We start from the raw sequence: 20,217 nt of genomic DNA on the forward strand, positions 1-20,217 counted from the left end.
CCCGTCGCAAATATGCAACTTATTTTCGCTTTCCTCAGGTCACCTCGGGGTGCGCCTCCGGGTTCATCGGGTTCATGCGGACCGCGAGCGAGAAGAGGTAAGGGTAGTCCTTCTGCAGGTGGGCCATGTAGGAAAGCCACTCAATGAGGAGGTAGGTGTGCGCCCGTTTGATGTCGCCGCTCAAGTGATCCATGTCGCTGGCCGGCAACCCGGCGAGAGAGCGGCGGGCCTGGAGTTCCTCGATGAGGTGGAACACGGCCCAGAGGAGATCGGTGAAGGAGTCATGCTCCAACAGGTTCGGGTTCTCCATGAGCGAGAGCATCACCCCTTTCTTCTCTGCCAGGAAGGTCCTGAGAGCGACGAGGTCACCGGCGCGGGAATCAGGACGAACCTCGTGTTCCTTGAGGAATTCCCGCGCCGCCCGGTAATCCTCCTCGCGCCAGCGCACCGTGACCCTGAGTTTTTTGGAGAGTTCCTCGCCGTCGGGGTAGAAGTCGTGCAGGTCCCGCAGCAGCGGAGAACCGACCTCGCTGAAGAAGATCCCGATGACCATGTTGAGCTTCTTGATCATCGCCTCGCGTTCGCGTTCCTTGAGCACGCGCTCTATCATCAGCGTCACGAAGAGGACGTAGACCGGGAGGAAAGCCACGTTGGACATGAAGTTGAAGCCGATCTCCTCGACGCGTGGGAACAGGAAGTAGTCGGCCAGGTACAGGGCCAGGGAGATCAGGAGCAGCAGCCAAACAATGCGGTCCTTGGGCAGACGAAGAAATCTCAAAAAAACCTCCAGCACGGCGCCTCACGCGAAGCCGCAAAGACGCCAAGAAAGTCAAAACATAGAAAGGAGAAGCGGAGGGCAATCTTATCTGCTTTCAGCCAAAAGGCAAAGATGAAAAAAGAGCAGTTCTTAGCGTCTTTGCGGCTTTGCGTGACGGCTTTGCGTGAGCAGGTTTATCCGATTCGCTTGAGGCCGTCGGCTATGCGGATGGTGGTGCCGCGCCAGGTGGGGAAGATCCCGGAGACGACTCCCACCGACAAGGCCGCCACTAGTTCCAGCATGATGGTCTCACTGGAAACGCTGAAGTAGGGGAAGAACTGGGCCAGTTCGGTCTCGATCCAGTGGGCCGCAGGGAAAGTCGCGGCCACACCGACCACACCTCCGGCAAGGGAAATCAGCACCGACTCCCCGAAGATGAGCCCACCCAGGTGTACCCCTTTGAAGCCCAGGGTTTTAAGGGTGGCGTATTCGCCGATCCGTTCGCGTGCGGTCATAGCCATGGTGTTGGCAGCCACGACCATGATAATGGCGATCACCATGTACGAGACGATCTGGATGGCGACCATGATCGCCTCGGTCATGGAGACGAAGCTCATGTGGAACGCCTTCTCCGTCTCGGTTAGCGTCTCCGCGAGCGAGTTCTTGAAGAGGGAGTCGATGGCGAGGGAAACTTCCGGAGCGAGCTCGGGCTTTTTCACCCCCACCACGAAATAGCCGACCTGATCGGCGCGGCGCGGGACGGTCTGGCGCATGGTTTCGTTGAGGTAGCTCCAGTGGAACAGCAGGATGCGCTCCTCGGTCGCTTTCTCCCTGCCGTGGTAGATGCCGCGCAGCACGAACTCCCACTGCCCAGGATAGATGGTCCCCTTCAAGGTGATCAGGTCGCCCACCTTCCAGCCGTAGGTCTTGGCCAGGCGCTCCCCGACGATGCATCCCTTGCGATCCAGAAGGAAATCGTTCTTCTCCTTGGGGGAGAGCATGAGTTCCGGATAGAGCTCCAGGTAGCCGCGCGGCTCAACGGCGTAGTTGGCGAAGAAGTTCTTCTGTTCCTTGTAGTAGGCGCCAAACCAGTTACCGTAGGAAACCGAGGTCACGCCGGGGACGCCGCGGATGCGATCCAGGTAGGAGATAGGGAGCGGGAAGACCAACGAGATGGAGTTGCGGGTGATTAGGCGCGTGTCCGAGGCGTGCTCGGCGCCGGCGTACCAAAGCCCGACCAGGGTGCGCAACAGGCCGAAGGCGAGCACCGCCACGGCCACCCCAACGATGGTGAGCACCGAGCGGAGCTTGTGCCGGAAGAGATTCCTGATGATGTATTTGAGGAGAAACATCAAAACCTCTAGGTGGCGCGCAGGGCCTCAACTATATTCATCCGCGAAGCGCGCACCGCGGGGAGTGCACCGCCGACAAAACCCATCACGGCTGAAAAGAGCAGCGACTTCCACACGATGCTGAAGTTGAGCGTGAACGAAAAGGCCAGCTCCGAAAAGGAGGCCCAGTTCATGGTGGAAATGGTGATGAGCTGCATGAACGATGCGGCAAAGACCCCGAGAAACCCGCCGCACAACCCAAGCAGCAGCGCTTCGATGATAAAGGCGGCTAGGATGCTCTTTCTCTGGAAGCCCAGGGCCCGCAAGGTCCCGATCTCGGTGACCCGGTTGGCGACGGCGGCGTACATGGTGATGGTCGCCCCAATCACGGCGCCGATGGAGAAGATGACGGTGAGCACCATTCCCAGGATGCGCAAGAACTTGGCCATCGCCTCGGACTGGTCCAGGTAGTACTGGGTCTCGCGCTTGGCCTCGACGGTGAGCCGCGGGTCGGACTCCACCCGCGCCTTGTAGGCGTCGAAGGCGCTAGGGTCCCGCATCCGGAAGATCATTGACGAGTAGACCGGCCGCCGGAAAGCCTGCATCATCTGGTCGCGGTCACCCCAGATCTCGGAGGAGAACCCGGTGGCCCCGGCATCGAAAACGCCGACGACGCGCCAGTCACGCATACCAAAGCGAAGGGTCTCGCCCAGCCCGCACCCCTTGAAGCGTTTGGCCACGCTCTCTCCGGTCACGACCTCGGCGGAACCGGGACGCGGCATGCGCCCCTCCTTCAGCCGGACCGCCGGGCGTAACTTCAGCGATGCAGCGTCGATGCCGCGGATGATGACGTTGGCGGGCTTGTCCCCCACCCGCTTCTTCAGGTTGATCAGGACCACCAGCTCCTTGGCCAGAAGCGGCATGCCGTCGGGCCCGATGGCGATCTCGGGCTGGCTCTCCAGGAGCGACGCCTGGTCGCGCTCCACGCCGCTTTGCACCTCTGAATTGGCGGATTTCCTGAGCAGCACCACGTTGTCGGGCGACCCGGTCTCCACCAGGGTCTTTTGCAGCCCCTCGGTCAGCATTAGCGTGGCGGCGAAGACGAACACCACCAGCCCCATACCGCTCGCGGTGAGGACGGTGGTGAGGCGCCGGGTCCAGAGGTTGCGGAAACTGTAGGAATAGGGAATGCCCATTTAGGTCACACTCAGCTCGCCCTTCTCCAGGTGCCGGATCAGGTGGGCCTTCTCGGCCGCGCGCGGGTCGTGGGTCACCATGATCACCGTCTTGCCGAACTCCCGCACCAGGCGGTCCATGAGCTGCAGGATCTCCTCTGCGGAGGCGCGGTCCAGGTCACCGGTGGGCTCGTCGGCCACCAGGATCTCGGGGTCGGTAACGATGGCGCGGGCGATGGCGACCCGTTGCTGTTGGCCGCCGGAAAGCTGGGAGGGGTAGTGGTCCATGCGGTCGGCAAGCCCCACCACGTTCAGGACCGCCTCCACGTGCTCGCGCCGCTCGCGCCGGTTCAGGTGGGTCAAAAGCAGCGGGAGTTCCACGTTCTCGTAAGCGGTCAGCACCGGGATCAGGTTGTAGAACTGGAAGATGAAGCCGACGTTGCCGGCGCGCCAACGCGCCAGGTCGCTTTCGCCCAACCCGGTGATCTCGACATCCCCCACCTGGACCGACCCTGCGTCGGCGCTGTCAATCCCGGCAATGAGGTTCAACAGCGTGCTCTTGCCCGACCCGGAAGGCCCCATGAGGGCGACAAATTCACCCCTGGCGATATCGAAGTTGATGTCGGTGAGGACGGGGATCACCTGGGTGCCCCGGCGGTAGGCCTTGGAAAGGTTTCTGATCCGGACAATCGGCTCGCTGGCTTCGGACATGGCTACTTTTCCGCCGTCTTGATGCGGCTGCCGTCACGCACCTGGTCCAGGGGCTTGGTGACGATGCGCTCACCCGCGTTGATGCCGGAGTTGACCTGTACCAGATCGCTGAGCTTGCCACCCAGCACCACCGGGGTCAGTACCGCCCAGTCCTTCACCACTTTAAAGACGTAGTCCTTGCCATCGCGGTGTACCACCGCCGTCGGAGGGAGTCCTACGCGCGGGGTCCCCTCCCCCTGCCTGAGCTCGCGCTCAAGGAAGGCGACCTTGGCGCTCATCTCAGGGAGAATGCGCCGGTCCTTGTCCAGGAAGCGGACCTTCACCATAACGCTCCCCTTGCTGCGGTCGGCGGTGGGGACGATGGTGTAGAGCGCGCCGCGGAAACGGACGTCGGGGAGGGCGTCGAGAACGATCTCGCACGGCTGCCCCACCTTGACCTTGCCGAGGTTCGCCTCCGACACGTCGGCCTCCACCTGCAGCGATCCCATGTCGGCCATGGTGACCACGGCGGCCTTGGCGTTGGCGGCGGCGGCCAGCGGCGAGACGATGTCCCCAACGTCCGCGTTCTTCGTGAGCACCACGCCGTCGAAGGGGGCACGGATCAGGGTATAGTCGAGGGATGCCTCGGCTCCACGCAGGGCGCTTTGCGCGCCGCTTATGTTGGCCTGGGCCGCGGCCACCGCGGCAACCGCCCGCTGGTAGCGCGCCTCGGCACTGTCGTAATCGGCCTGGGCGATGATCCCCTGCCCGATCAGTTCCTTGGCCCGGGACAGGGCGCGGGCGGCGTCGGTACGCTCCACCTTGGCCTGCTCCAGATTGTCACGCGCGGCCGAAAGCGCCGCCGACGCCTGTCCTTTCTGGGCGGCCACGTCACGGTTCTCCAGCCGGGCCAGCAACTGTCCCTCGCGCACCACGCTCCCCTCTTCCACGCCGAGCCATTCCAGCCTGCCGGTGGCCTTCGAGGAAACCGCCGCCTTGCGCTGGGCCACCACGTAACCGCTTGCATTCAAGAGAGAGATAGTCTGCGAGGGGTAGACCAGGGAGACGGTGGCAACTTCAACTTCGATGCTGCGCCTGGTCGCCAGGGTCCAGATCCCCAGCACCAGGGCCAAGAGCACCAGCGCCGCTATGATCTGGGTGCGCCGCTTTCTCGGGGTGCCGCCGGCGGGGGTAGAGGGTTGCTTGTCGATGGTCAATCTGTTCAGGTCATGTGCCATGCACGGTCACCCCGATTAGCGGATTCATAGAAGCGGAAGCTAACACATTTTCAGATGGGTGGGAAGCGGCAATGCGGCTACAGATCTTCTACCTGCAGGTCGATGATTTGCAGGTCCGGCCGCTCCGACACCAGCCAGTACTCCAGTTCCTGCAAAAGCTGTCTGGAGCGGGTGGCACTGTTGGCGACGGTGACAAAGCAGAGTTCGGCGTCGGCAGGTTGGTCGTTGAGGGCGCTTTCGGAACAGGCGACGTTGAACCTGTTACGCGCTCGGGCCAGGACGCTCTTGACTATAGCCCTCTTCTCTTTGAGCGTGCGGCTTGGCAGTAACAGCCTCATCTGCAGCAATGCCACGTGCATATCGGTCCCTCCTTTGACGAAAGACAATGCAGCGATTCTACCACATCGATATTGGTACAGAGCACGCACTGCCACTTATGAGCGTCATGAAGCTTCCCCCTCCCTAACCCTCCCCCTCCGGGGGCGGGAACTGTCCCCCCTCCCCCTGGAGGGGGAGGATTCTCCGCGTACTTTGCGTAACTTGCTTTTTTGCCTTGCCCCACAAGGGCAAAAGGTGTATCCATGCTGTCCCCGCTCACGAAGGACAAGAAATACAAGAAGGAGAATCATCATGGGCATTCTCGCCAACACAGTAAGTGTCTGCCACTTCAAGGTCCAGGGGGATCTCCCGCCGCAGGAAGAGCTTCACGCCTGGGTCACCAAGCAGCTGGCAGCGAACAGGTTCAACCCGATCGACCAAGGCACCGAAGAAATGTCGGTCGGCTGGGTGCACCTGGACGATCCCCGAATCGCCGAGTTCGACTCCCCCGCGGCCTGCTGCCGCGAGCATTACTTCATGTTCACGCTGCGCCGCGACAAGCGCGCCGTCCCCTCTGCGGTACTGAAGGCACACCTGGAGAAGGCCAAGGAGGAGTTTCTGGCCGAAAACCCGGGCTTCGCCAAGGTCCCCAAGCAGAAAAGGGAGGACCTCAAGGAGGCGGTGCACGCGATGCTCCTGTCGCAGACCCTGCCCACCCCGGCCACCTACGACGCGGTCTGGGACACCAAGAGCGGCATCCTCACCTTCAGCTCGCTATCGCCCAAGGTGATCGAACTCTTTGAGGACATGTTCAAGAAGACCTTCGAGGGGCTCAGGGTTTCCGCGTTCCATCCCTACGCCCGCGCCGAAAGTGTTCTCGACGACGGGAACAAGGTGCTGCTGGCGCAGGCCAACAAGGCCGGCGGCGACAACTACCTGGAGCTGATCAAGGAAAACCAGTGGCTCGGCACCGACTTCTTGCTCTGGCTCATGTACCAGACCATGAACGAATCGTCCGAGTACGCCGTCAACCAGCCGGGCGTTCTGCTCGCCAAGGAACCGTTCGTGGCCTACTTGGACGACCGCGTCGTGCTACTTGGCTCCGGCGAAAACGGCGCCCAGAAAATCACCGTAGCGGGCCCGCAGGACCACTTCAACGAGGTGAGAAGCGCGCTCTTGAACAAGAAGCAGATCACCGAGGCGACCCTGCACATGGAGGCGGGAGACGACCACTACAAGCTGACCCTGAAGGGGGAGCTGTTCCACTTCGCCTCCTTCAAGTCCCCGGCGGTCCAGTTGGAGAAGGACAGCACGGTGGACGAAGCGATGGAGCGGGAGGCGGTTTTCTTTGAGAGGATGCTGCTGCTTGAGAAAGGGACCCAGCTCTTCGACTCGGTCTTCGCGACCTTCCTGAAGCTGAGGCTGGGCAATCAGTGGGAAGAGCAGGCAACGGCGATCCAGAAATGGCTCAACGTCTGCACCTACTGCAACAGTCAGCTGGCGTAGGCCGCTTCGGCGGATCGACACCACAGGGTAAAACAAAAGGGCGCGGGGGAATTTCCCCGCGCCCTTTTTACGGCTGTAGCATCCCCTCCCCCGGAGGGGGAGGCTGACATCAATTACTCGTCTGAGCGGAGCGCCTTGACGATGCGGCCTCCGCCGACCAGTTCGTCGCCTTGGTAGAACACCACCGACTGTCCCGCCGTCACCGACTTCTGCGGTTCGGCAAAGAACACTTCGCCCAGCCCCTCACCCAAGAGCTTCACCCGGCACGCGATCGGCTCCTGACGATAGCGGATTTTGCAGGTGGTTTCGACGTAGTCCCCCTCAACAGGAACCACCCAGTTCAGGTCACAAGCCACCAGCCCAGGAGCGAACAAGCCCCCGACCTCGCCGACCACGACCTTCGCCTCGGCAGCGTCGATGGCGACCACGTACAAGGGCTCCTTCCAGGCGATGCCCAATCCCCTTCTCTGTCCGATGGTGTAACGATGGGTACCGTTGTGGCGCCCGAGGACGGTGCCGTCCACGTGCACGATTTCGCCGCTTCTGCCGGCGAGCCCGCCATCCTTTTCCAGAAAAGCAACGTAATCGTCACCGGGAACGAAGCAGATCTCCTGGCTGTCGCTTTTCTGCGCCACCGGGATACCGAACCCTTCGGCCAGCCTTCTCACCTCGTCCTTGCTCGGCATGTCCCCCAGCGGGAAAATCACCCGGGCCAGTTGCCGCTGGGTCAGGGTGTAGAGGAAATAGGACTGGTCCTTGGCGAGGTAGGCCGCCTTCAAAAGATGCCAGGTCCCGTTTTCGTCCCTGCTGGTCCTCACGTAGTGCCCGGTGGCAAGGTAGTCGGCGCCCAATTCCACCGCCTTGTCCAACAAGAGTCCGAATTTGACGTACTTGTTGCAGCGTACGCACGGGTTCGGGGTCTCCCCGGCAACGTACTGGGCACGGAAGTCGTCCATGATGAGGCGGCCGAACTCCTGCTCCAGGTGCACCTGGTGAAACTCTATGCCGAGATACTCGGCAACGATCTGGGCGTCCCCCTTGGCGTTCGGGTCCTCGCCTTCCCGGTTGAACAGCTTCATGTTGATGCCGATCACCTCCGCCCCCTGCTCTTTCAGAAGCGCCGCGACCGTCGATGAATCCACGCCGCCGCTCATGGCGACGGCTACCTTCTTGCCTTTATACTCTGCTGACATATCCGCTCCGTTGTGCTGCCGTGTGCTGCGCGTCCATAGTTGACCAAATCGCTGCCGCAAGGCAACCTTTTTCTCCTCAACGCCGATTCATCTCCGGCCGCAATACCGGCGCTCAAGTTCCAGCGCAACCAGCCGATTTGTATTGTTAAGGGCTGGCCGGGTGGATTAAAGTGACTCTTGGCCCGAGCCCAGCACAAGGAGAATCGTCATGCCCCTGTCGCTCACCATCAGGCGTCTGCTGACCAACCAACCTATCGACCTCCCGGTCTTCCACCCCATCGCCGTGCACATCCTGCACCTGCTGCAGACTCCAGACTTCACCATGACCCAGGTCACCGATCTCGCCAACGAGGACCAGTCCCTTGCGGGGCAGATCCTGAAGATGGCCAACTCCCCCATGTACATCGGCCGGGTCCGGACCGAGACCATCAAAGAGGCGGTGGTCAGGCTGGGTGGGCAGGAAATCGCTAACCTCGCCATGGCGGCCTCGCAGGCGAGCCTGCACACCTCGGAAAACCGGACCATCAACAGCTTCCTGCAATCGCTTTGGCTGCACAGCCACGCCTGCGCCCTGGGGAGCCGGTGGCTGGCGCGCCGCGCGGGATACCCGCAGCACGGCGACCAGGCGTACATGGCCGGGCTGCTGCACGACATCGGCAAGTTGTACCTGTTGAAGGCGCTGGAGCGACTGAACCAGATGGGGGTGGCGCACGCGGCGCTTGAGGAGGACCTGCTGCTGGAGATCTTCGCGGAACTGCACGTCGAGCAGGGTTGCCGGCTCATGGAACACTGGAACATGCCCAAGGTCTACTACAACGTGGTCGCCAACCACCACGACGACAACTTCGACACCCAGGACATCGTGCTGACGGTAGTGCGGCTGGTGAACACGGCCTGCAGGATGAGGGGGATCGGCCTGTTGCACGACCCGACCATCGATCTCGGCGAGCAGACCGAGGCGGCCCTGCTGCAACTTTCCGACGAAGAGATAGACGATCTGCTGGACGTGTTGGACGACTCGCAGGAACTGGTATTGTAAAAACCGGGGCTAGGGACTAGCCCCTGCCTTTGGCCTGCCCTTGGTACTCCAAGATAATGGGGAGATCGGCGTCCGCCCACTCCAGTTCCAGCATCCGCTCGGGGGGGAGCCAGGTCATGGCCGAGTGTTCGTGCAAGATGATCTCGCCGGAGACGATGCTGCAGACGTACGGATAGAGGGTCACGTCGAAGGTCGGGTAGCTGTGGGTGGTCGGTGTGAGCGCGCGCCCCACCGCTATCGCCACCCCCATTTCCTCCACCAACTCACGCTTCAGGCATTCCTCGCGCCCCTCTCCGGGCTCAATCTTCCCACCAGGAAATTCCCACCTCAAAGGCAGGTTCATGGACGCGCTGCGCCGGGCCGACAGCACCAGCCCGTCACGCTCGATGATGGCGCAGGCTACGTGGACGTGTTTTCGCTCTAGTTGTGTCATGGCGCAGCACTATAGCATCTTTGCCCGTCCAGACACAGCTAATTTGGGGTAGACAGGACGGGGTCGGCGTCCGGCAACACCAGCGGGATCTGCAACTGGAAAACCGAGCCGCCACCGGGGGCGTTTTCGGCCCAGATGCTGCCGTCCATCAACTCGGTCATGCGCCGCGCCAGGGTGAGCCCGAGGCCGAGGCCGGGATAGGAGCGGGTGATGGAACCGTCGGACTGGGTGAAGTCGCTGAAGATACGCTCCAGGTCGGCCTGCTCGATGCCAACGCCGGTATCCGAAATGGCAAACTGCAGCATCCGCTCCCCGGCGACTTCCTGCTGGCGCACCTCCAGCCCGACCGAACCGGCGGGGGTAAACTTCACCGCGTTGCCCAGCAGCATTGTGAGCACCTTGTGCAGCATCCCCTGGTCGGTTACCACCACTTCCGGCAGCGGGGGATCGACCTGGACCTTGAAGGTGAGCCCCTTGCCGTCGGCCATGGCCCGCCCCTCCATGATCACGGTGTCGAGAAAGCTCTTGAGACAGAACGGCGCCTTTTCCGGCGCCCCCCCCTCCCCTTCCAACCGGCTGGTCTCGATGAGATCTTCAATGATCCCCAATAGCCTCGCGGCTGACTTCTGGACCATGCCCAGGTACTTGCGCTTGTTGTCGTCCTCTTCCTGGTTGAGCACGAGGTCGGTCATGCCGATAATCGGGGTGAGCGGCGTGCGTAGTTCGTGGCTGACGCTGCGCAGGAATTCCTTCTTGGCGCGGTCCGCGGCACTGGCCAGCGTCTCCAGCAAGTCACGGTAGCGCTTCAGTTCCAGGTGGTTCTTGACCCGGGCCCGGACAATGTGCGGGCTGATCGGCTTGGTAAGGTAATCGATGGCGCCGAGCTCGAGCCCCTTGATTTCCTGCTCCTCCTCTATCATCGCGGTCACGAATATGATCGGGATGTCACGGGTCGAGGGATCGCCCTTCAAGATGCGGCACAACTCGAACCCGTCCATCCCCGGCATCATGATGTCTAAAAGGATCAGGTCCGGTTTGTCGGCGCGGATCAGTTCCAGCGCATCCAGGCCGCTGGTGGCAAAGAACAGTTCGTAGTCGTCTCCCAGGCTCTCGCTCAGGATCTCAATATTGGCGGGTGTGTCGTCGACTATCATCACCGTCTGGCGTTTCATGGCTACTCCCTGGTGTGGGTATGAACATCTTGCGCTGCCGGGAAAATGGCCAGCAGCTGGCGTGCCTTCCTGAAATCGAGTTTGTCCATGCAGACCTGCAGCGCCTGCAGCTCCTTGGCGAAGCTGCCGCGCGGTACCTCGCCGCAGAACTTCTCGAACTGGCGCTTGGCGTCCAGGCTGTTCCTGGCCAGCAGGCGCTCAAGCTTCGTCTTCTCGGCTGCGAAACGATCCGGGGCGAAGGTCCCTGCCGTTGACGTCCGAACCGGCCGCGCCGCCGGGGGGGGAGCCGACGCGGGTGCCGTCTGGTGTGCGGCGGCCCGGGCCAAGGCCCGGATCATGCCGTCGACCAGCAGCGACGGGCGCACCGAAACGGGGTACACCGCGCTCACTCCCCACTCATCCCCCAATTGCCGCACCGCTTCCAACTGCTCCGGCGGGACCGTGGCCAGCACCGGCACTTCCCGGTGGTACCGGCTCGAGATGCTGCGGGCAAGCTCTTCGAGCCCGTCCTCACCGGCAGTGTCGGCGTCGATCACCACCATGTCGAACGGGAACCGCCCCGCCGGCGCTTCCTTGAGCGCCTCGCTGGCCGCGGCAAAGGTCGGCACCGCTTCAAGGTCGATAGGCATCCCCTGCAACATCTCCGCGATCCCTTCCACCGATGCAGGATTGCCGTCCAGCACCAGGAGCCTCAGGTTGCGCAGTTCCTCTTTGCTGGACTCCGGGATTGCATTCCCGGCAGCCGGGACGGCGAAACCGACCGTGAAGGAAAAACTGCTCCCCGTTCCGGCAATACTCTGCACCTTCAGTTCCCCTCCCATCAGTTCGACCAGCTGACGGCTGATGGACAGCCCCAAGCCGGTGCCGCCGTAGCGGCGCGTGGTGGAGCTGTCGGCCTGGGTGAACGGCGTGAAGATCCTCTCCATCTGTTCGGGGGTGATGCCGATGCCGGTGTCCTGTACGCAGAAGTTGACCTGCACCACCCCATCCGCCTGCTCGACCGGCTTCACCGCGATCACGACTTCGCCCCGGTCGGTGAACTTGAGCGCGTTGCCGATCAGGTTGTTCAGCACCTGGGTGAGGCGCAGCGGGTCGCCGAGCAGTTTTCTGGGAAGCTCCGGAGCGAGCCGCATCTTGAAGTCGAGCCCCTTTTCCTGCGCCTTCAGGTGGTGCATGTCCGAGATGTTGCCGAGCACCTCCTGCAGGCTCAGTTCGGTCGTTTCCAGCTCCAGCTTGCCCGCCTCCATCTTGGAGAAGTCCAGGATGTCGTTGATGATGTTCAACAGCGTCCTGCTGGCCGAGCAGATCTTCTCGAGATACTCGCGCTGCTTGGGTATGAGCTCGGTCTTCAGGGCGAGGCGACTGAGGCCCATCACGGCGTTCATCGGGGTCCTGATTTCATGTCCCATGTTCGCCAGGAACTCAGTCTTGGCCTGGCTGGCGGCCTGTACCAGGTCGCGTTCCCGACGCAGTTCCTGGGCCTCCCGCTTGGCGGTGACATCCTCGATGACGCCGATCAGGTACTTGGGCTCCCCCTTGGGGCCGCACACCAGAGACTTGGTGAGATTCACCCACACCACGGAGCCGTCCTTCCTGAGCTGGCGCATTTCGATGCTGTAGTTGTCTATCTCTCGGTTGACCAGGCGGGAGAGCTGCCCCTGCTCGGCGGCCCGGTCGTCGGGATGGATGGTCTGCTCCAGGGTCCACCCCAGGAGCTCCTCCTGGGTGTAGCCCAGGATGTCGCAGAAGCGACCGTTGATCCGGATCAGGATGTCGCTCAGGGCAATGTGGCAGATGCCGACAGCCGCCTGCTCAAAGGTGTTGCGGAAGCGCTCCTCGCTCTCCTTCAGCTGCTCTTCGGCCTTCTTGCGGAAGGTGATGTCGGTCAGGACACCAAGCAGGGCATAGACACGGTCATGATCGTCCTTGAGCGGGATGAGGGCCTTACTGACCCAGTTGCCATCCCGTTCGCGCTGCTCATCTCGCTCGACGGCCGTCCCCGCCGCTATCACCCTCTGGTCTTCCTCCTGGCGTTTGCGGGCCAAGGGGGACTCGAACAGGTCGTAGTCGTTTTTGCCGAATATGTCGGCTGGCTCCAGTCCCAGTTCGCGGGCGAAGCTGGAGTTGCAGGAGAGATAGACCAGGTTGCAGTCTTTGAGGAAGATGCGCTGGGGCAGGTTTTCGATCAGCCCCCGGTAGCGCTTCTCGAAGAACAGCGCGCTCTCCGCCTCCTTGCGCTCGGTGATGTCGTGCACCACGCACACCACCCGGAGCGCCGTGCCGGAATAGTTGCGGAACACCTCGCCCACCACCGAGAGGTATCGATCGCTGCCGTCAGGACGGACAACGGGGAATTCCACGTCAAAGGAATCATCGCCCGCGAGCCCCCTTTCCACCACGGCCGTCATGGTTTCGCGCGCCTCGACCGGGAGCAGTTCCAGGAAATCGTCGCATGTCTGGGGCGCCTCCTCAAACGAGATCCCGAAGATGCGGCACAGCTCCTCGGAGCAGTCCAAACGGCCGCTGGCCACGTCCCAGTCCCAGCTCCCGATGTGGGCGATGCGCTGCGATATGCGCAACTGCTCCACGCTACGCCTCAGTTCAACCTCCGACTGGCGGCGCCACTTCAGGCGCAGGGCGTGCAGCCCCCCCACGAACACCATGGCCAAAGCTCCCACCGGCCCGGCCTGGGGGCGCAAGACCGCCGCGACCAGGACCAGCAGCACGCAGGCGCAGATGGCCAGGGCCAACGTGCTTCGGCTATGCATGGCTGCGGATCGGAAGATGAACAACATGGACTCCTTTGGCTACCGGAGGGGGTGCCTGATCGTGCCGCGGACCTGACATGGGCGCAGCGGTCGCCCCGCCGTCTGCAAGGGCATAGCCACATTATCGGCTCGACGCCCCAAAACATTAATGAAATTAGCGGGAATCGGCAGGAAATTATGGCCGTGCAGGGGGACCGTTACAGGGACTCACAAGCCATTGATCTGGGCGGTGCCGGCATCGACCACGGGTCCTTTGTCTGGGTTGCCTCGATATTTTGGAACGCTCTATGCTCTTTAATCGGGTAACCTGCCCGCACCGGGCAGTTTCAATCGTCGTAAGGGGGTGAAATTCATGGGAAAAGCGGTCATGCACATTCGCGACGAGGAGCTCCTGGAGAGCCTAAAAAACAGGCTGCGGGAGCGGGGGTTTGCTGAAATAATAGCGTCCGGCAGCGCCAGCGAGTTGCTGAGCGAGGCCCTGGTCAACCATCCGGAAGTGGCCGTAGTCGAATTCCGCGCCGGCGACCAGGACATCGCCGCTACGGTGAAAAAGCTCTGGGACAAGCTCAGCCTCCCGATCGTGATGATCGCGGAGAGTTACGACATGGAGGACGTGCAGACCTGGGGCGAGTCGGCGGTCTCCACCGTCCTGGCCAAGCCGGTTCGGGAGGAGGAGCTGGTGGCGGCGCTGGTCCTTTCCATCGCCGCGGCACGGCGGGTCGAGCGGCTCAAGGAAGAAGTATCGTCACTGAAGGAGAGCATCGAAAGCCGGAAGGTGATCGAGAAGGCCAAGGGACGACTGATGGAGCGCGACAAGCTCTCCGAGGCGGAGGCATTCCGCAGGATGCAGCGGCTCGCCATGGACCGCAGGATCTCTATGCGGCAGCTAGCCGACGCCATCCTGCTCACAGAGAGCATCGCCGGGTGAGACTAGATTCCCCGGCGAGGTAGCAGACAAAGAAACGGTTGACACCAGTGCCTCCCTTACCTATATTTCATGTTGGTAAAGGGGAGTAGCTATCGGTTGACACGGCAACCGACCCGTGTTCGTCAAGACGGCCGCATCGGCCCGGACATGGGGCATGACAATCCTGTCAGAGCAAGCAAGACCTTTACCCAGTGCACGCACGCCTGGGTAAAGGTCTTTTTATTTGACCAGGCGATCCGGCAAGGAGGTACGTCATGAACCGATTCAAAACAGCGGTCCTTCTCACCACCCTCACACTGATCATGGTGGCGCTAGGCAGCGCCATCGGCGGCCGGGGCGGGATGTACTTCGCCTTCTTCATAGCCTGCGCCATGAACCTCTTCTCCTACTGGTTCTCGGACAAGATCGTGCTGCGCATGTACGGGGCGCAGGAGATCACCGAGGCGGAGAACCCGGCCTTCTACGGCATGATCCGGAGGCTGGCCGTCCAGGGGGGACTCCCCATGCCCCGGGTCTACATCATCCCCTCGGAGAGCCCCAACGCCTTCGCCACCGGCAGGAACCCGGAACACGCCGCGGTGGCAGCGACCGAGGGGATACTGCGCATCCTGACTCCCGAAGAAATGGAGGGGGTGATGGCGCACGAGCTGAGCCATGTCGCCAACCGCGACATCCTCATTTCCAGCATCGCCGCCACCATCGCCGGCGCCATCTCCATGCTGGCCAACATGGTGCAGTGGGCGGCCATCTTCGGCGGGCGCAGGGACGACGAAGAAGGTGGGGGCTGGGGCGGCCTGGCGCTCGCCATCATCGCGCCCATCGCCGCCATGCTGATCCAGCTCGCCGTCTCCAGGAGCCGCGAGTACCTTGCCGACGAGAGCGGCGCGAGGCTGTGCGGCAAGCCACGCTCCCTGGCCAGCGCGCTCAGGAAGCTGGACCAGGCATCCCGGGCCCTGCCTATGTACGAGGCACGGCCGGCGACGGCGCACATGTTCATCGTCAACCCGTTGAGCGCTGGAATGCTGATGCAGCTTTTTTCCACGCACCCCCCGATGGAGGAGCGTATCGCCCGACTGGAGCAGATGGGGCATTAACCGGAGGGAGTTTTGACCAACAGAGAGATGATGTGGATCGCCTTCGCGGGGATCATCACCGTGATGTTCATCCTGGACCTCTTCGTCTTCAACAGGAAGAGTCACGAGATAGGGTTTCGCGAGGCGCTGACCTGGACGGCAGTCTGGGTCGGTCTGGCCATGGCCTTCAACGTCGGCGTCTGGTACGAGCTGGGGTCGGCCAAAGCCTTGGAATTCCTCACCGGCTACATCATCGAGGAGTCCCTCTCCGTCGACAACCTCTTCGTGTTCATCATGATCTTCTCGTACTTTAAGGTGTCGAGGGCGCTCCAGCCCAAGATACTGAAATGGGGGATCATCGGTGCGCTGGTGATGCGAGGCATTTTCATCGTGGTGGGGATAGAACTCATCGAGCGTTTCCACTGGATGATCTACGTGTTCGGCGCGGTGCTGATCTACACCGGTTTCAAGATGGCGTTCGGGGACGACGAGGAAGTCCACCCGGAGCACAACCCGCTGGTACGTCTGGTGCGCCGCTTCGTCCCCATCACCAAGCGGGCGCGCGGGGACCGCTTCTTCATCAGGAAGCGCGGCATCTGGGCCGCCACCCCACTGTTTCTGACCTTGGTCGTGGTCGAATCTAGCGACGTGATCTTCGCCGTCGACTCCATCCCCGCGGTGCTCGCGGTCACCCACGATCCCTTCATCGTGTACAGCTCCAACGTCTTCGCCATCATGGGGCTGCGCTCGCTGTACTACCTGTTGGCCAACGTCATGGAGATGTTCGCCCACCTGAAGCTCGGCGTTTCCGTGATCCTCGCTTTCGTGGGGTCGAAGATGCTCCTGTCGAACCTGGTCGAGATCCCGCTGCAACTCTCCCTGGGCGTCATCCTCGGCGCCCTGACCATTTCCATGCTCACGTCCGTAGTGGCGGCCCGCAAACACAGGTAAAGCAGAAAAAACATGACCTCAGCTGCCAAATGGGCTAAATGCCTCCACATCTCCTCTCCCTCCGGGAGAGGGCTAGGGTGAGGGGATGACAGCACTTGGCAGCGCCCTCACCCGCCCTTCGGGCACCCTCTCCCGGAGGGAGAGGGAACAGTACCCACCTTAAACTTTGTCGCGCTCTTCCTCTCTCTTCACAATGCGTACTTGGGTGATGCCGGTGCGGGTCACTTCCTCACAGGTCAGCAGGTACTCGCCCAACTCGACCTTCTCCCCCTGCTCGGGGAAGCGCCCGATCCGGTTCAGGATGAGCCCCGCCAGCGTGTCGTAGGGAAGATCATCGCCGAGGTCTACCTCCAAAAGATCCTCGAGATCCGAGATGGAGATCAGGGCGTCGACCAGGAAGCTCCCGTCCGCCAGCACCTGCACCCGGCTCGGTTCCCCCACGTCATGCTCGTCCTCGATCTCGCCCACCAGCTCCTCGAGCAGATCCTCCGTCGTCACGATACCGCTGATGCTGCCGTACTCGTCCACCACGAACGCCATGTGTACCCGCGTTTTCTGCATCTCCTTCAGCAGCTCGCTCACCTTCTTCCCCTCGGGGACGAACACCGGCGGGCGCACGATGGAACGGATGTCGAAGTCGGGCTCGCGCACCATGCGCCCCAATAGGTCCTTGCCATGGATGAAGCCGACCGTCTCCTCGATGCTGCCGAGGTACACCGGGTAACGGGAGTACATGTTGTCCAGCACTCCGTTCAGGATCTCCTCGTTGGAGAGGTTCAGGTCGAAGGCGACCACGCGGGTGCGCGGCACCATCACCTCGCGCACGGCGGTGTGGGTGAAGTCGAAGAGGTTGTCGATGAAGGTGTGCTCGGTCTCGCTAAAGATGCCGCTTTCATGCCCCTCGGCGACGATGTGCTGCACCTCCTCGCGGGTCATGAAGGCCTTCCCCTCACCCTTCAATCCGAACAGGGCCAAGGTGAACTTGGTGGAGTAGCTGAGAAAGGACACCAGCACCCCCGCCACCCGGGCCAGGGAGGTGATGGTCTTCACCACCCGCAGCGCGACCGGCTCGGCGTACTGCAACCCGGCAGTCTTGGGGACCAGTTCCCCGAGGATCAGTTGCAGGTAGGAGATGGCGCTAACCACGATGCCGATGGCGAGCGGTTCGGCGGCGTTGCGAACCATGGCGATGGGGGAGACCTGCAGCACGGGGCGAATGTAGTCTACGGCGATGACGCCGCCAACCGCCGAGGCAGTCGAACCTACTACGGTGACGCCGATCTGCACGATGGCGAGCAGGCGGTGCGGGTCGTTTTGCAGTGACTCCACCAGCGCGGCCCGCTGGTCCCCCATGGCGACCAACTGCGCGACCCTGCTTTTACGAATGGAGATGATGGCGAACTCAGCGCAGGAGAAAAATCCGTTCAACAGAATGAGGACGGCGATGACCAGCAGTTCGACGAAGACGGTATCCAATGCCCCTCCGGATTAGTTCATGGTCCGCCCGAAATTGCTCCCGGACGCACCAAAATTCAACAGTTGCTCATTTTCAACGCTAACGGCCACCTTGTCAACCTTTTGATGGACTAAACCCATGCTAGCGCCCGACATTCCCCCTCCCTCGAGGGCTGCACCGCCGAAGGGCTGGAACCTTCGCACTCCCCTCCAAAAACAAACAGCGGCCACCGCTGTGGTGGCCGCTGCCGGTAAGTCAACTTGCAAGGAGAGACTACTTGCCGATCTTGAACGAGAGCAAGAAACGCTCATCCCCGCAGGTAAAAGGCATCACCAATGATTCGGCGCTGGAGATGCTCTCCAGGGCGTAGTCATTGCCGTAGATCACGGTGGGTATGGAGAGGTTGATGTCGGCACCCTTGGGGGAGAAGATGTGCTTCACGTCCCCCCCGACCATGTTGGCGATCTCGCCCATGGCATCGTTGACATCCTCGTCCACTTCGGTCACGTCCATCCCCAGCATATTCGAGGTCACCAACAGTGCCAGCTTCTTCGGGCAGTGGATGGCCAGGATGCCGGAGTGACTGCCGGCCAGGCCCACCATGCTGGTCACCGTTTCATGGAAGGTCAAGACCGGCTCATCCAAGGGAGGCTCATCGGCCACTTCAAGCATCACCATGGTGGAGAAGACCCCCTTGGTGATGTTCGCAATGGTTTTCCTGACTTCGTCCTCGGTGGTGTTGGCCTCGCTGAGCACCGCTGCATCAAGCCCCATGTTCCGTCCTCCTCACCGCATCGATTAGGTAGCGTAGTCCAGCACCTGACTAAAGAAGATCAGGTAGATAAAGATGCGTATAAATGCATTCGGCATATATGCGCCGGTCTTTAGTAATTTTTTAACAGACCGGGAAGTCCCCCCGGGCCAAGGCATGGCAGAACTCCATGATACCCGACAGGTGGCGCTGCATGACCTCCCGTACCTTACCCTCCACATCTGCCACGCTACGCCGGGGTTCCATGACCAGTTGGGCGGTGGCCATCTGCGGCCGGTCCACCGGGTCGCCGATCCTGCTCAAGAGCATGACGTAAGCGCCCTCTACGCCTGCCACGGACGTGCAGATATCACGTGCCATTTGGTGTGACAGCACGTTGTAGATCTTGCCGACGTGGCTCATCGGGTTTTTCCCCGCGGCGGCCTCGGTGCCGATGGCGCGCGCGATGGGGATCAGGCCGTTGACGCGGTTGCCCCGCCCGACCTGCCCGGAATCGGCGTCCTCGGCCGAGGTGCCCAGGAGCGAGAGGTAGACGCCGGCAAGGCCGCGGCCTGCTTGGTCCAGCGTGTTGTAGTGCACCCGGATCCGCTCGAAGCCGCGGTGCTCCTGCTCTAGAAAGTCACGCATTTCCGTCTCGATGGCGTGCTTTCTCTCGAAGTACTCCCGTTCCGACCCGATGAATTCGGCAAGAAGCGGCATGGCGATGGTGAGATCGAGTTCGTCGCCGTTTCTGAGCCCCATGACCTTGACGTCTTCGCCGGTCTCCGGGAAGAGCCCCTTGAACCGCGCGCCGTTCAACTCTCGCTCCAGGGTGAGCACGGCTCGCTCGGTCGAGCTCAGGGGGTAGTAGCCGACGGCGGCCGAGGTGTCGTTCGCCCCCCTCACCTCGCCGGGGCGCGCGAAGATGTCAGTCAACTCCTGCGAGCCCGGTGCCAGCTTCAGGCGGTAGCTGACGTGGCGCTCCGGGTCCACGTGACGCAGGTTGCGCGAGATCCATCCTTTGGCCGCGCCGACCGCGATATCGTGCACCGGGATCTCCTTCCCTGCCAGGCTGAAGGTGGCGCGGTCGCCGATAGTCAACTCCATCGGCTCGATGACCTCACCGCCGCCAAAGCGCAAGTTGACGCGGCCGGCGGCCAGCAGCCCCTTGTCGATGTTGTGGTGCAGGATCGTACCGAACTCGGAGAGGTAAGCCTGGGACAGCGCGACCGAGATGGAGTCCATGATGCAATCGCAGATCTGGTCGGGGTGGCCGGTCCCCTTGCGCTCCACCATCTCGACTCGCTGCTGCGTCACCTGCGTGCCGTGAAATTGTTCCACCACCAACATGGTCTTCCCCTTTCCTCCCGGCGGGTGCGGGTACGGCCGCCGGGCAACCCGAAAATAGTAGCCGAAAAAGGTGGGGGCGCAATTGGAG

General features: G+C 62.1%; 18 protein-coding genes. 5 read left to right on the forward strand and 13 right to left on the reverse strand.

Features of this window, described 5'->3' with window-relative positions; translation table 11 throughout:
* Positions 1-34: 34 nt before the first annotated feature.
* The 6 genes from K7R21_RS10710 to K7R21_RS10735 form a co-directional block, all read right to left on the reverse strand.
* Complete coding sequence (locus K7R21_RS10710; protein ID WP_224983237.1) at positions 35-778, reverse strand: hypothetical protein; 744 nt, start codon at positions 776-778, stop codon at positions 35-37.
* A 173-nt stretch (positions 779-951) separates the two neighbouring features.
* Positions 952-2,109 carry an ABC transporter permease gene (locus K7R21_RS10715; RefSeq protein ID WP_224983238.1) on the reverse strand — a complete coding sequence of 386 codons (1,158 nt, stop codon included), beginning with the start codon at positions 2,107-2,109 and terminating at the stop codon, positions 952-954.
* An 8-nt stretch (positions 2,110-2,117) separates the two neighbouring features.
* On the reverse strand, positions 2,118-3,284 hold the full coding sequence (locus K7R21_RS10720; RefSeq protein WP_224983239.1) for an ABC transporter permease: 1,167 nt from the start codon (positions 3,282-3,284) through the stop codon (positions 2,118-2,120).
* On the reverse strand, positions 3,285-3,974 hold the full coding sequence (locus tag K7R21_RS10725) for an ABC transporter ATP-binding protein (RefSeq protein ID WP_224983240.1): 690 nt from the start codon (positions 3,972-3,974) through the stop codon (positions 3,285-3,287).
* A gap of 2 nt (positions 3,975-3,976) precedes the next feature.
* Positions 3,977-5,191, reverse strand: coding sequence for an efflux RND transporter periplasmic adaptor subunit (locus K7R21_RS10730; RefSeq protein WP_224983241.1), 1,215 nt, complete (start codon positions 5,189-5,191; stop codon positions 3,977-3,979).
* Positions 5,192-5,268: 77 nt separating this feature from the next.
* Positions 5,269-5,550: a DUF503 domain-containing protein gene (locus K7R21_RS10735; RefSeq protein WP_224983242.1), complete on the reverse strand. Its 282-nt coding sequence runs from the start codon at positions 5,548-5,550 to the stop codon at positions 5,269-5,271.
* 271 nt (positions 5,551-5,821) lie between these two features.
* On the opposite strand from K7R21_RS10735, the gene rdgC reads away from it, so the two are divergent.
* Positions 5,822-7,015 (forward strand): recombination-associated protein RdgC, encoded by a 1,194-nt coding sequence (gene rdgC, locus K7R21_RS10740; RefSeq protein WP_224983243.1) that lies wholly within the window; start codon positions 5,822-5,824, stop codon positions 7,013-7,015.
* A gap of 113 nt (positions 7,016-7,128) precedes the next feature.
* Here the strand turns inward: rdgC and mnmA are convergent, their stop codons facing one another.
* Entirely contained in the window at positions 7,129-8,208 is a 1,080-nt protein-coding gene (gene mnmA / locus K7R21_RS10745; RefSeq protein WP_224983244.1) for a tRNA 2-thiouridine(34) synthase MnmA, read from the reverse strand.
* 208 nt (positions 8,209-8,416) lie between these two features.
* Between mnmA and K7R21_RS10750 the strand changes: the two genes are divergently transcribed.
* Positions 8,417-9,247, forward strand: a complete 831-nt coding sequence (locus K7R21_RS10750) for an HDOD domain-containing protein (RefSeq protein ID WP_224983245.1) — start codon at positions 8,417-8,419, stop codon at positions 9,245-9,247.
* A 16-nt stretch (positions 9,248-9,263) separates the two neighbouring features.
* Here K7R21_RS10750 and K7R21_RS10755 read toward each other — a convergent pair whose 3' ends face one another.
* From K7R21_RS10755 to K7R21_RS10765, 3 genes are read right to left on the reverse strand one after another with little or no spacing between them, the layout of a single operon-like run.
* Entirely contained in the window at positions 9,264-9,680 is a 417-nt protein-coding gene (locus tag K7R21_RS10755; RefSeq protein ID WP_224983246.1) for a (deoxy)nucleoside triphosphate pyrophosphohydrolase, read from the reverse strand.
* A 38-nt stretch (positions 9,681-9,718) separates the two neighbouring features.
* Positions 9,719-10,852 (reverse strand): hybrid sensor histidine kinase/response regulator, encoded by a 1,134-nt coding sequence (locus K7R21_RS10760; RefSeq protein ID WP_224983247.1) that lies wholly within the window; start codon positions 10,850-10,852, stop codon positions 9,719-9,721.
* A 2-nt stretch (positions 10,853-10,854) separates the two neighbouring features.
* The gene (locus tag K7R21_RS10765; protein ID WP_224983248.1) at positions 10,855-13,647 is read right to left on the reverse strand and encodes a PAS domain-containing hybrid sensor histidine kinase/response regulator; all 2,793 of its coding nucleotides are present in this window, start codon (positions 13,645-13,647) and stop codon (positions 10,855-10,857) included.
* Positions 13,648-13,972: 325 nt separating this feature from the next.
* Here K7R21_RS10765 and K7R21_RS10770 point away from each other — a divergent pair, with 325 nt between their 5' ends.
* The 3 genes from K7R21_RS10770 (at position 13,973) to K7R21_RS10780 (ending at position 16,572) form a co-directional block, all read left to right on the forward strand.
* Entirely contained in the window at positions 13,973-14,548 is a 576-nt protein-coding gene (locus K7R21_RS10770; protein WP_224983249.1) for an ANTAR domain-containing response regulator, read from the forward strand.
* Positions 14,549-14,802: 254 nt separating this feature from the next.
* The gene (htpX, locus tag K7R21_RS10775) at positions 14,803-15,642 is read left to right on the forward strand and encodes a zinc metalloprotease HtpX (RefSeq protein ID WP_224983250.1); all 840 of its coding nucleotides are present in this window, start codon (positions 14,803-14,805) and stop codon (positions 15,640-15,642) included.
* Between the two features lie 12 nt (positions 15,643-15,654).
* Positions 15,655-16,572, forward strand: coding sequence for a TerC family protein (locus tag K7R21_RS10780; RefSeq protein ID WP_224983251.1), 918 nt, complete (start codon positions 15,655-15,657; stop codon positions 16,570-16,572).
* Between the two features lie 159 nt (positions 16,573-16,731).
* On the opposite strand, the gene K7R21_RS10785 is transcribed toward K7R21_RS10780, so the two are convergent.
* The 3 genes from K7R21_RS10785 to K7R21_RS10795 all read right to left on the reverse strand — a co-directional run bounded on the left by K7R21_RS10785 (position 16,732) and on the right by K7R21_RS10795 (position 20,129).
* On the reverse strand, positions 16,732-18,048 hold the full coding sequence (locus tag K7R21_RS10785; RefSeq protein WP_224983252.1) for a hemolysin family protein: 1,317 nt from the start codon (positions 18,046-18,048) through the stop codon (positions 16,732-16,734).
* A gap of 253 nt (positions 18,049-18,301) precedes the next feature.
* Positions 18,302-18,802, reverse strand: a complete 501-nt coding sequence (locus K7R21_RS10790; RefSeq protein WP_224983253.1) for a chemotaxis protein CheX — start codon at positions 18,800-18,802, stop codon at positions 18,302-18,304.
* A gap of 121 nt (positions 18,803-18,923) precedes the next feature.
* Positions 18,924-20,129, reverse strand: coding sequence for a methionine adenosyltransferase (locus K7R21_RS10795; protein ID WP_224983254.1), 1,206 nt, complete (start codon positions 20,127-20,129; stop codon positions 18,924-18,926).
* Between the last annotated feature and the right edge of the window lie 88 nt (positions 20,130-20,217).

Source organism: Geomonas agri (assembly GCF_020179605.1).
Taxonomy (GTDB): domain Bacteria; phylum Desulfobacterota; class Desulfuromonadia; order Geobacterales; family Geobacteraceae; genus Geomonas; species Geomonas agri.